The 11,963-nt window shown below is 58.6% G+C and carries 8 protein-coding genes; 7 read left to right on the top strand and 1 reads right to left on the bottom strand.

From position 1 onward, the window contains the following. Nucleotides 1-128: 128 nt before the first annotated feature. Nucleotides 129-1,505, top strand: coding sequence for a 6-pyruvoyl tetrahydrobiopterin synthase (locus tag HMPREF2842_RS01280; protein ID WP_070641989.1), 1,377 nt, complete (start codon nucleotides 129-131; stop codon nucleotides 1,503-1,505). Between the two features lie 11 nt (nucleotides 1,506-1,516). Next, nucleotides 1,517-2,320, top strand: a complete 804-nt coding sequence (locus HMPREF2842_RS01275; protein ID WP_049337532.1) for a hypothetical protein — start codon at nucleotides 1,517-1,519, stop codon at nucleotides 2,318-2,320. Nucleotides 2,321-2,499: 179 nt separating this feature from the next. Here HMPREF2842_RS01275 and HMPREF2842_RS01270 read toward each other — a convergent pair whose 3' ends face one another. Beyond that, nucleotides 2,500-3,426 (bottom strand): LysR family transcriptional regulator, encoded by a 927-nt coding sequence (locus HMPREF2842_RS01270; protein WP_049337534.1) that lies wholly within the window; start codon nucleotides 3,424-3,426, stop codon nucleotides 2,500-2,502. Nucleotides 3,427-3,938: 512 nt separating this feature from the next. Between HMPREF2842_RS01270 and HMPREF2842_RS01265 the strand changes: the two genes are divergently transcribed. From HMPREF2842_RS01265 to HMPREF2842_RS01245, 5 genes are all read left to right on the top strand, one after another. Further along, nucleotides 3,939-7,430, top strand: coding sequence for a bifunctional proline dehydrogenase/L-glutamate gamma-semialdehyde dehydrogenase (locus tag HMPREF2842_RS01265; protein ID WP_070641987.1), 3,492 nt, complete (start codon nucleotides 3,939-3,941; stop codon nucleotides 7,428-7,430). Nucleotides 7,431-7,763: 333 nt separating this feature from the next. Continuing rightward, on the top strand, nucleotides 7,764-8,156 hold the full coding sequence (gene gcvH / locus HMPREF2842_RS01260) for a glycine cleavage system protein GcvH (RefSeq protein ID WP_005507722.1): 393 nt from the start codon (nucleotides 7,764-7,766) through the stop codon (nucleotides 8,154-8,156). A 608-nt stretch (nucleotides 8,157-8,764) separates the two neighbouring features. Then, a complete protein-coding gene (locus HMPREF2842_RS01255) occupies nucleotides 8,765-9,538 on the top strand; it encodes a transcriptional regulator FtsR (RefSeq protein WP_005507723.1) in 774 nt (257 codons plus the stop codon). 681 nt (nucleotides 9,539-10,219) lie between these two features. Beyond that, on the top strand, nucleotides 10,220-10,864 hold the full coding sequence (locus HMPREF2842_RS01250; protein WP_070641985.1) for a MerR family transcriptional regulator: 645 nt from the start codon (nucleotides 10,220-10,222) through the stop codon (nucleotides 10,862-10,864). A 191-nt stretch (nucleotides 10,865-11,055) separates the two neighbouring features. After that, complete coding sequence (locus HMPREF2842_RS01245) at nucleotides 11,056-11,868, top strand: ParA family protein (protein WP_005507726.1); 813 nt, start codon at nucleotides 11,056-11,058, stop codon at nucleotides 11,866-11,868. The last annotated feature ends 95 nt before the right edge of the window (nucleotides 11,869-11,963 follow it).

Below are 11,963 nucleotides of genomic sequence, written 5' to 3'. Positions count from 1 at the left end.
TTTAGTGTCGTCAAAAGCTGCTTTCTGACCCTACAATGTGAAACGTTTGCGCATGTGAAAGCGCATATTTGTGCACTCCATTGAATCCAATGAAGGTGTGTGCCACTCACCGTTAGAAAGAACCAACCATGACCCCCACCTATAACGCCCAGGCGAATCCGCACCTGGGCGCACCCGGCATTACCACCATGCACGGTGATGCCCAGTCTTCCGACGCTACTCCTCTTGCCGGCCCCGGCGCTGGTGACTGGAAGATTACCGGCACGAAGCTCGGCGGCGCCTGCCCGACGATCCTTGCCGGACGCGACGGCTTCATTCAGGTGCTCTGCACCCAGGTCTTCGCCCACGGCGAGTTCATCACCCCGAAGCTTTCTATCCTTGACCCGCATACCGGTCGTGAACTTTCGCACCTGGACATTCCGAAGGGCGCACTGCTCGGTGGCGTATACGCCTACCTTGATGCGCAGGACCGCATGGTTCTGGTGGATGGCTCTCAGTGTCTGCTGCGCCTCTCCCACTCTGCTGACGGACGCAGCATCCGGGTTGATGAGCGTATTGACCTGAGCCGCATGCTCGCGCAGAGTGCCAATGACGCTGTGGTTGGTCTGGTGCCCGACTGGTCCGGTCGCATTTGGGTTGCGACGAAGAACGGCTACATTGCGGTGATTGATTCTGCCCGCGGCACGATTCGCTCGATGCGCCTGAATAAGGCGTCGATTGCGGGTGAACGTATCGATAACTCGATTTCGGCGTGCCCGCAGGGCGTGAGTGTGGTTACTTCCCACGCTATTTATATGCTGAACGCTACCGCAACCGGTGCGCCCACCCTCAAGTGGTGGCATGCGTACGATCGAGGTAGCGCCCGCAAGCCCGGTAAGCTCGCGTGGGGTTCCGGCGCCTCCCCGACGTTCTTTGGTCCGAACGGTTCGGATTACGTGATGCTGACCGATAACTCTGATATTCAGGAGTCGGTCATTGTGTACCGCACCGATAACGGTGCGAAGATCGGTAGCGCCGGCCTGTTTACTGCCGGTACCTCTGGCACTGAGAACTCCATGATCGGTGTGGGTAACACGATGGTCGGTGCAAGCACCTACGGCTACCCCTACCCGAAGTACCCGGAGGGTGCCGGCCCGTCGGTTCCTGCGAATGCGCTTTTTGCTCCCGGTATGGAGCGTTGGGATATTACCGACCGCGGTCTGCGTAAGATCTGGGACCGTAAGGACGTGTACTCTTCGGCTGTTCCTCGCTATTCCACCGCTGACGGCCTGATTTACACCTGTGAGCGTCGCCGCGGTCCGGCTGGTTTGGCGAATGGTGCTTACGCGTGGGCTGTCGCGCTGGACATGGAAACCGGTAAGACGATGCACGAGCAGCGCCTGCCTCAGCATGTGAGCCTGCTGCTTGGCGGTGGTGACACCCTGCAGATGGTGGGCACGATTGACTGTTACGGCACCTGGTGGCAGGGCACGATTAGCGGCGTGTACCGTATCGCGAAGGCTTAGGGGAGTAGAAAATGACTAAGAATAATCTGATGAATGCTTCTCGCCGTACCGCGTTGAAGGTTGCGGGCGCTTCGGCTGCCCTGGTGGCTGGCGGCGTGAGCGCTGCGGAGGCGGCAACTCGTTCGGGCGGTAAGCGCGCTCGCGTGACCCCGGTGACCCAGCGTCCTGGTGGACAGCGCGGCGGGCAACGCGGTCAGCACGGCGGTGGACAGCACGGTGGCGCGGCGAGTTCTGCGCTGGTGCAGGTTCCGATGCGCTATAACGAGTCGTGCATCCGTCTGGAGTTGAAGGCTGCTAACGGTGTGCAGGCTGTGTCTTTGCAGAGTCAGCCGGCGCGTACTGTTGCTTTCCGGAATCTGCCGACTCGCCTGAGCATTATTAATGAGGGCAATTCGACGCTGCCGGTGGGTACTCGCCTGATGGTGCGTGCTCGCGCGCAGGACCCGAAGACTGGTTTGTTGTTGAATCCAGCGGTGACTCTTCGTGTTACCTCGGGGCAGGCGGTGCTACCTTCGGGTAGCCTGGGTGCTTCAGCCCTGGTGGCTCCTGTGGATGCTCTGAATCTTGATGCGGTGCGCCGTAGCGAGCAGACCGGTCAAGCTGGTGCCGGCAGCGAGAACGTTCTGGAGTTGCGTACTGCTATTCCTCGCGGTCACCGCTTGGATGTTCAGCTGAATTATCAGGTGGCTTCGGATGTTGCCGGTTCTGCGTTGAAGCAGGTTCATGTGAGCGCTGTGCTGGATATGGCGGCAGCTGGTTTGTCATCTTCGTTCTACGAGGTGCAGAGCTCGGCTGTGGTTGCTTCGCTGAACTAGCAGTTGGGCTGACCCTGTGAAGGATAGGCACGGCGGGGGAATGGCTCCGTTGTGTGTTTTTATACCTTATATATAGGCGCCTGTTCAAAAAGGTATGTTGAAAGGTCGGAGTCGTTCCTGGGAACGGCCCCGACCTTTGCATTGTCTAGTCTGCTGGCGTGGCTGGCAGTTAATTTTTCTTATGCGGTTTCGCTCCTGTCGTGTTCGCCGAATGCAACCTGCACCGCGTGGTGCAGTGCTTCGCGCACCATGGCGATGGCGGGGTTGGCGGCGGACTCTCGGCGTACGGCGGTAAAGATTTTGCGGCAGGGCTTGCCGGGTAGCTCGACGATGCGTAGCCCCTCGGTGGTGGAGAGGGAGGAGAGGATGAAGCCGGGCACGATGGTGACGGCGAATCCTGCTTTGACGAGGTTGGAGTTCGTAATCATGTCATTGGCGCTGTAACGGATGACCGGCTCGAATCCTGCGGTGCGGCACTGGTTGAGCGCCCAGCTGCGGGAGGTGTTCTGTTCCATTTCGAGAACCCAGGGCAGTGCGTGCGCCTCCTCGATTGAGGTGATGGTGGAGGTGCTGGGCACAATCAGGCTGAGCGGGTCTTCGGTGAGTAGTTCGGAGTGCAGTTCGGGGTATTCGGGGATGTGGTGGTGCGGGTAGGCTTCGGAGAGCACCATGTCGTATTCGCGGCTTCGAGTCAGGGAGGTTCCGGTTTCGGGGTCGATTTGCAGTACCTGCAGGGTGAGTGAGGGTGCGTGTTCGGTAAGGTAGCTGAGGGTTTCCGGTAGCAGTGCGAAGGCTGCGGACTGGAAGATGGCGAGGCGGACCATGCCTGCGGGTTCGCCGGTGAGGTTGGCGACGGAGGTTTGCATGCGGTCGAGTTCGCGCAGGATGCTGCGGGCGCTGTCGACAATGATGAGTCCGGCGCTGGTGAGCTGTACACGCCTGCCGATGCGCTGCAAAAGCGGGGTGCCGGTTTCTTTTTCGAGGGTGGCAATCTGCTGGGAGACGGCGGAGGGGGTGAGGCTGAGTGCTTCGGCTGCGGCGATGACGGTGCCGCGTTCTTGGATTTCGAGGAGCATTTGCATACGTCGGATGTCGTAGATGGACATATTTTCCTCCCTGGTGCACTCGGCATTGCGCTGGCTGTGGCTGCCACCGTATTCCATGGTGCGTCTCTCATCGTGGACTCTTGTATATGGTACCGCGCAGGCTTCCGGCCGGCTCTTTTTGAGACGCCTGAAATGGGGTGCCGGCATGTTGGCTTGTGTAGCGAGTATTTTCGCGCTGAATGTGACGATTCTTGGGGTTGAAGATGCTTTTGGGACTGGTTTTGAAGTGTTCGTCTGTTACGAAGTGGGTTCGATATTTGCGCTCTGAAAGTGCTAGCCTGAGAGAGATGGATAGCGATGTCGCTACAAACTTCACCTTGTCTCTTCGAACAGGAGGTTCGGAGGGGGCGCGGGGTGAAAACCTCACCGCACAATCATTAAGAAAATCTAAATGAATTTTGGAAAAAACATTCAGTTTTTCTAATGAGGTATTTATTACCCTTTTGTGGTGAAATAGAGACATCGCCAAACGTGGTGCGTACCGCACACAGTAAGATAGTTAGGAGTCAAGGATGACCCATCCTTTCGCATCTGAGCACTACCAGAAGATGGCTCTGGAAGCTCGTCAGCTTGTTCGCCAGTGGGTAAATGAGTCCCAGTCGATCAAGCCCACCTTCGCAGCTGAGCAGCTCGCCGGTGTTCTGAAGGACCCCAATGGTCTTCCCTTCACCGTCGGCTTTGTTGATGGCGTTATTCGCCCCGAAGACGACAACGTCTCCGGCCGCAACCTCTCCCGCATTTCCGGCCTGGCACCTTCCTTCCTGCCCTGGTACATGAAGTCCGCTGTTGGCTTCGGTGGCAAGCTGGCTGGCAAGGTCGCATGGCCCACCGTTCCCGTTGCACGCCGCGTGCTGCGCGAGATGGTTGGTCACCTGATCGTCGACGCTTCCGAGGAGAAGCTGGGCGACGCAATTGCAGAGCTGACCAAGACCGGTAACCGCCTGAACGTCAACCTGCTCGGTGAGGCAGTTCTGGGTGACAAGGAAGCAGAGCACCGCCTGGCTGAGACCAAGCGCCTGCTGGCACGTGACGACGTTGACTACGTCTCCATCAAGGTGTCCGCTGTTTCCGGCCCCCACCAGCACTGGGCATTCGACGAGGTCGTTGAGACCGCTGTTCGCCGCCTGACCCCGCTGTACGAGCTGGCTGCATCTAGCTCCCCCAAGAAGTTCATCAACCTGGACATGGAGGAGTACAAGGACCTGGACCTCACCATTGAGGTGTTCACCAAGATCCTGGACCAGCCCCACCTGAAGGACCTGGAAGCCGGTATCGTGCTCCAGGCATACCTGCCCGACACCCTGGCTGCAATGCAGCACCTGCAGGAGTGGTCCGCAAAGCGCGTTGCTGCTGGCGGCGCAGGCATCAAGGTCCGCCTGGTTAAGGGCGCAAACCTCTCCATGGAAATCGTCGAAGCTGTTATGCACGGCTGGCCGCTGACCACCTGGGACACCAAGCAGGCTGCTGACACCAACTACAAGCGCGTTCTGGACTACGCACTGCGCCCCGAGCACGTGAAGAACGTTCGCCTCGGTATTGCAGGCCACAACCTCTTCGACGTTGCTTTCGCACTGCTGCTGTCCGAGGACCGCGGCGTGAAGGACCGCGTCGAGTTCGAGATGCTGATTGGTATGGCTGAGCAGCAGGCAGAGATCATCCGCCGTCGCGTTGGCCACCTGCTGCTGTACGTGCCCGTCGTGAACCCCAAGGAATTCGACGTTGCTATCGCATACCTGATCCGTCGTCTCGAGGAGAACGCTTCCTCCGAGAACTTCATGTCCGGTATCTTCGACCTGGCAACCGACGAGTCCATCTTCAAGCGCGAAGAGGACCGCTTCATGCGTGCACTGAACTCCGTCACCGACGAGGTTCCCGCATCCAAGCGCACCCAGAACCGTCTGACCGAGAACGAGGACAACGTCTTCGTACCGGCAGGCCGCTTCGAGAACACCCCCGACACCGACCCCGCACTCTCCGGTAACCGCGAGTGGGGCCGCGCAATCCTCGAGCGTTCCAAGACCACCAAGCTGGGCATCGACACCCTCAAGGCTAACGAGCTGACCAGTGAGGCTGAGGCTGAGAAGCTGATCAAGGAAACCGAAGAGGCTGGCAAGGCATGGGGCAAGCTCTCCGGCCACGAGCGTGCAGAGATTCTGCGCAAGGTCGGTAAGGCTATCGCACTGCGCCGCGGTGACCTGCTGGAGGTTATGGCAGCTGAGGCTGGCAAGACCCTGGAGCAGGGCGACACCGAGGTCTCCGAGGCAATCGACTTCGCATACTACTACGCAATGCTGGCTGAGGACCTCGAGAAGATCGACGGCGCAAAGCCCAAGTCCGTTGACCTGACCCTGGTTGTTCCCCCGTGGAACTTCCCGACCGCTATCCCCGCCGGTGGTGTTCTGGCTGGTCTGGCTGCAGGTTCTGCTGTCATCTTCAAGCCCGCAACCATCACCGCTCGCACCGGTGCCCTGATCGCAGAGATCATGTGGGATGCAGGCGTTCCCAAGGAAGTTCTGAAGCTCGTCAAGGTTGTTGACCGCGGTGCAGGCAAGCTGCTCATCTCGCACCCCGAGGTTGACCGCCTGATCCTGACCGGTGGTTACGAGACCGCTGAGCTCTTCCGCTCCTGGCGTGATGACCTGCCCCTGTTCGGTGAGACCTCGGGTAAGAACTCCATCATCGTCACCCCGAACGCTGACATCGACCTCGCCGTCAAGGACGTCGTCTACTCGGCATTCGGCCACGCAGGTCAGAAGTGCTCCGCTGGCTCCACCGTCATCCTGGTTGGCTCCGTGGCACAGTCCGAGCGTTTCCGCCGTCAGTTGCTTGACTCCGTCAGCTCCCTGCACGTGGCACACCCGCAGGACATCGAGTCCGAGATGGGCCCCGTTGTTCAGAAGCCGGAAGAGAAGCTGCTGCGCGGTCTGACCACCCTCGGCCCGGGCGAGCGCTGGCTCGTTCAGCCCAAGGAACTGGACGAGACCGGTCGCCTCTGGAGCCCCGGTGTTCGCGAAGGTGTCAAGCCCGGTTCCGAGTACCACATGACCGAGTACTTCGGCCCCATCCTGGGTATCATGACCGCTGACACCCTGGAAGAGGCAATCGAGCTGCAGAACGCACCCGATTACGGCCTGACCGCAGGTCTGCACTCGCTGGATGCTGACGAGCTCGAGCTGTGGCTCTCCAAGGTCCAGGCAGGTAACCTGTACGTCAACCGTGCAATTACCGGTGCAATCGTTCAGCGTCAGCCCTTCGGTGGTTGGAAGAAGTCCACCGTTGGCTCCGGTACCAAGGCAGGTGGCCCCAGCTACCTGATCGCTCTGTCCGATTGGGAGCCCGCACAGGCAACCGCAACCGCTGTCACCCAGTCGGTGACCGTCCGCGAGACCCTGGCTACCATCGAGAACTCCGAGCTGGGCAAGCGCGAGGACTTCGCATTCATCAAGCGCGGTGTCTCCTCTGACGCACACGCTTGGGACACCGAGTTCGGCTTCGGCCACGATCCCTCGAAGCTGGGCGTGGAGCGCAACATCCTGCGCTACGTACCCACCCAGGTTCTGGTTCGTGCAGACGAGTCCGCATCCGCAGCAGAGACCCTGCGCGTTGTGCTCGCCGGTCTGGCAGCTAACGCACCGGTTGCTCTGTCCGTCGGTAAGGACCTGCCGGTCGACGTCCGTGGCGTCCTCGAGAACAAGGGCATCAAGTACGAAGTCAAGTCGGACGCTCAGTTCCGCGAGTACCTGGCTTCGAACGCTAAGACCCCGGTTCGCGCACTGGCTGGTACCCCGCTGGAAGGCACCCGTATCCGCTACATCGGTAACGATGAGAAGTCCCTCTACACCGCACTGGGTGGTCGCCCGGACGTTGCAGTGTACTTCGCACCCGTCACCGAGGCTGGCCGTATCGAGATGCTGCCCTTCCTCCGCGAGCAGGCTGTTTCGATTACCGCACACCGTTTCGGTAACCCGAACCGCTTCTCCGAGCGCGTCATTTCTTCCCGCTAAGGCGCTGTGAGAGTTTAGCTCTCTAGCCTAAGGCTCAGGGCCCTGCACCATCATGGTGTGGGGCCCTGAGCCTTTTGGTGTGTCTGATGGCTCCCTGCTGGAGGTGAGTAATAGGGGTGCTTCTAGGGCCTTGGGAAGGGGCGCTTGTTGAGCGGTTAGATAGGATAAGGAAAATATAGTGTCATAGAAGTGGTACGGGGGTGTTTGGACGTGCCCCGCGTTACTTCTTATGTGATAATTGGTGTAGGACGTTCCGTCATCCCACATACGGAACGACACCGTGCGCGGGACGGTCCGCGCTACGCAAGAACACACTGAAAGGACACCGCTGCTATGAGCAACGTTCCCGCAGAACTCTCGTACACTTCTGAGCACGAGTGGGTTTCCGCTCTCACCGCCGAGGGCACCGTACGTGTTGGTATTACCGACCACGCTCAGGATGCACTGGGTGACGTCGTCTACGTCGACCTTCCCTCTGTCGGCGATTCTGTAGCTGCTGAGGATAGCTTCGGTGAGATTGAGTCCACCAAGTCTGTCTCCGATCTCTTTGCTCCCATCGCTGGCGAGATTGTCGCAGTGAACGAGGGCCTGGAGGATGACCCCGCACTGGTCAACTCTGATCCCTACGGCGAGGGTTGGATCATTGAGATTCGCCCCGAGAACGCTGATGATCTGGCTAACCTGCTGGATGCAGAGGCGTACAAGGCTGAGCTGGCTAAGCTCTAAGTCGATAGTCTAGCTCGATAGACTCTATAGCTCTGGCGTCCCTCGTGTTAAGAGGTACGTACTGATGAAACGGCGAGACCGATTGGTCTCGCCGTTTTTCATTAATAGTGCACACAAACGCAAATAAACGGACGTATATAAGGTTCATCTTGAGGGTCTCTGAAGTTGTCTGAGAGGCTTGAAAGATGGCTAAACCCCTAGTGGGGGCCTCTTTCAAGTTAAATGTGATGAAAACTTCAACTATCGCGAGAAGATAAAATTTTCCTCGTAAAGCAGTCCAATATGAGATATATGTGTTCGAAGTATTGGAATTTTGCTAAAATTGGTACTGTCTCTACTGATTAATGTTTGATTGTGTGGCTATTTTTGGGTTCAAAAAGCCTCTGAAAAGGGCGAACTAAATAGTAAAATGCCTTGTGAGGCTATAAGATTGTCTCGAAGGTTTGCGGTTTATCATTTCGTGATAAACAACTAAACTTATCTATCACACTCTCAACACTAAGCAAAGATGTTCGGCACGGAGCGAGACCCCCGACCGGGGGAACGAGCCACTCACTCAAATTTCGGCTCGTATCGACATCGGCTGAACAAGTACCCGAAAGACATAGATGACCTCACGCATCGATGAAAACCTCACTAACGCTGAGGTTCAACTAGAGGACGTGGAGAACGGCGACTCTGACCGTAACCCGCGTGACGTTAAGAGCCGGACCATCGGTCAGGTTCTTAGTCAGCTCGACCTGGAGTTCCCCGGAATTAGCGCATCCAAGATTCGCTTCCTGGAGGAGCGCGGCCTGGTGCACCCCAGCCGTACCGAAACCGGTTACCGCAAGTACTCCCAGACTGACATTGAGCGTCTGCGCTACATCCTCACTATGCAGCGCGATCACTACATGCCGCTCAAGGTAATCCGTCAGCATCTGGAGGATCTGGAAGCCGGTCGCGTGCTGAACTCCATGCCCGCCACCGTAAGTGAAGACGTCCTGGATACCGTCCTCGGACCGGACGAGCAGGAAGGCCGCACCTACAGCCTCCGTGAGCTGGCAGAATACGCTAACACCACTCCCGAACTGATTCGCGAGCTGATTGACTTTGGACTGCTCGAAGACGGCTCGGATGTGGAGTACACCGATTACGACGTGCTGATTGCCCGCGTGAGCGCAGAGCTGACCCAGCACGGCATTCAGCCCCGTCACCTGCGCGCATTCAAGTCTGCGGCAGACCGTGAAATTTCCCTCGTGGAAATTGCGGTGGCTCCGCTGGCATCGCGCCGCGACGCAGCCTCCCAGGCTCAGGCGCAGGAACGAGCCGACAAGATCCGCAAGTTGTGCCTGCAGTTGCACGCAACCCTCGTCGAATCGGCAATGCCTACCTACGAGTAGGCGACTGAAGGGGCAGGCGACCGGACTGTCTACCCTTCACAATCTTTGCGGTTCTACCGCACCCCGAACGGGGATTTCCCTCGGGAAACACCGCTGACCACGGTGATTCCCTCTATAGTCCCTATCCGCACCAACGGGTAGCGGCCTCTAGACTTGGACGAAGCCGACGCTGGCACGCTCGGAATTTCTACCCCTTCGTCCAACACGAAGAGCTTTCTCACCAGGGGGCTCCCGGCCTGCCAAGGCTATTCACTCAACTCAGCTGTAAATGCGTACGGACTACCAGCCCGTACGCATTTACTTTTTAAACCCCCAGGGGTGTGATGGCGCAGAAAAAGAACAGAACGGCGGGGGAGGGGTGCCCCGCAGGGGAACGATACCGAAGAATGAATCTGAAAAGATCGTTCGCTCCGGTGGGTTCAATTTTAAGTAGAGCCCTCTATCAGTTAAAATAGGTTGAACAACCGCGCCTATCGCGCATCGGTCGCACTGTCGAACCGCTGTGTAGTATTGAAAACCGCGCCGGAACCCAGTAGGGGAGCCACGCGAATCATAGACGCAGATTCTAGACCTCAACCCTAGAATCTCACCCCGAGAATCGGGTCTACACCGGAACGACATCGACCGCATTTGATGGGGCGCGGTGAAGCACTTAAAAGGGTTTAACGAAAAGGAGGGACCGTGCTAGAGCAGCAGGTAGCCGAAAATGCAGGCGAGGCCGCAACCGCGCACGCACCCCAGGGCTTCGACCAGCCCCTGGACGGCTTCGACACCCTCTTTCCCGTAGCCCCGCCTCCGCGCGGTGAACAGGGCGTACTCTTCACCGACCCTGTCTCTGTCGTCGAGGAAAACCTCGGCTACCGTGGCGCTGTCGCCTGCAAGGCAGCCGGCATTACCTACCGCCAGCTCGACTACTGGGCACGCACCGACCTGGTCGTACCCACCGTGCGTGGCGCCTCCGGATCCGGTACCCAGCGCCTCTACAGCTTCCGCGACGTGCTCGTGCTCAAGATTGTGAAGCGACTGCTCGACACCGGCGTGTCCCTGCAGCAGATTCGCACCTCCATCGAGCATCTGCGTACCCGCGGTATTGACGACCTCGCGAACATTACCCTCATGAGTGACGGCACCACCGTCTACGAATGCACCTCCCCGAGCGAGGTCATTGACCTGGTTCAGGCAGGTCAGGGCGTCTTCGGCATCGCTATCGGTCGCGTCTGGCGCGAAATCGAAATGAACCTCAACGGCCAGCCCGGCGAAGAGATGCACGAAAACTTCGAAGGCGACGAACTTGCCGCCCGCCGTGCCCGCCGCGCACAGGCATAAAACACAAAACGTGAATCAGCCCGCGCTCACTACCTATCGGGTAGCGAGCGCGGGCTGAAGCTTTAAATGCGAGGGAATATTCAATGCTCACTTGAGAAAAAACTCAAGATACACCCCTGTCAGAGCCAGAAGAAAAGCGAAGATTCGCTAAAATAAAGGGGCATTACACCTCACTCATAAAAGGGACCTGCATGCCCCGCATCGTCAGTATCAGCAGCCTCAAGGGTGGCGTTGGCAAAACGTCCATCACTTTGGGGCTCGCCTCCGCGGCATTACACAGCGGACTCTCCACACTCGTTATTGACCTCGACCCCCACGGCGACGCCAGCACCGGCCTGGCAGTGGATGAAACCATCCCCGACGTCGCCTCCCTGATTGCCAGTTCCAATGAGCGCGCCTTCGCGGAGGAAGCCGGTAGCTCCTCCTGGAACGCGCTCGTCGGCAAACCCACCCTGCTGACCAACAACCCCGTGACCACCGGTAGCGTGAAGGTGGCGCGAGGCTCGGCACGCTCTACCCTCGTAGACCGGCAGGAAGCCGCGCCGTTCATCCGCCGCTTCAAGCGCATGGTGGAGGCGGCTGCGGACGCCTACGACGTCATCCTGATTGACTGCCCGCCGTTCCTCGGAACCCTGTCTTCGATGGGCTGGGCGGTTAGCGAGCGCATCCTTTCGGTCGCAGAGCCTTCCCTTTTCTCCGTGGCGGGCACCGAACGAACCCTGCGCGCCATCGTGCGCTTTCAGCAGGAAAGCGGCATCAGCATTGACGGTGCGGGAGTAGTTATCAACAAGATGCGCCCCAATGACAGCGAACACCGCTACCGACGCGACGAAATGCGTTCCCTCTTCGGCGAGCTCGTGGCAGATCCTGTGCTCGCTGAAAGCCCCGTGCTGCAACGCGCCCAGGGTGCGGCGTACCCGATTCATTTTTGGCCCGACGAAGAATCGGTTGATCCCGCCATTGACTTCACCCGTCTGCTGGCTGGGCTCATGGCAGACCTCTAAGCGCAGACATCTAATCGTCACTAATCCGCGGGCTCACATAGTTTCAACGCTTGAGGTCTCAACGCTTGAGTGCGTCTTCTCAAAGAACCTCTGTA

Origin of the sequence: Rothia sp. HMSC069C10 (genome assembly GCF_001812205.1) — a bacterium.
GTDB classification, from domain to species: domain Bacteria; phylum Actinomycetota; class Actinomycetes; order Actinomycetales; family Micrococcaceae; genus Rothia; species Rothia mucilaginosa.
This window is presented reverse-complemented; position numbering and strand designations above follow the sequence as displayed.

Coding starts and splice junctions, on each gene's coding strand:
- HMPREF2842_RS01280 (WP_070641989.1), top strand. CDS start 129: ATGACCCCCACCTATAACGCCCAGGCGAATCCGCACCTGGGCGCACCC.
- HMPREF2842_RS01275 (WP_049337532.1), top strand. CDS start 1,517: ATGACTAAGAATAATCTGATGAATGCTTCTCGCCGTACCGCGTTGAAG.
- HMPREF2842_RS01270 (WP_049337534.1), bottom strand. CDS start 3,426: ATGTCCATCTACGACATCCGACGTATGCAAATGCTCCTCGAAATCCAA.
- HMPREF2842_RS01265 (WP_070641987.1), top strand. CDS start 3,939: ATGACCCATCCTTTCGCATCTGAGCACTACCAGAAGATGGCTCTGGAA.
- gcvH (WP_005507722.1), top strand. CDS start 7,764: ATGAGCAACGTTCCCGCAGAACTCTCGTACACTTCTGAGCACGAGTGG.
- HMPREF2842_RS01255 (WP_005507723.1), top strand. CDS start 8,765: ATGACCTCACGCATCGATGAAAACCTCACTAACGCTGAGGTTCAACTA.
- HMPREF2842_RS01245 (WP_005507726.1), top strand. CDS start 11,056: ATGCCCCGCATCGTCAGTATCAGCAGCCTCAAGGGTGGCGTTGGCAAA.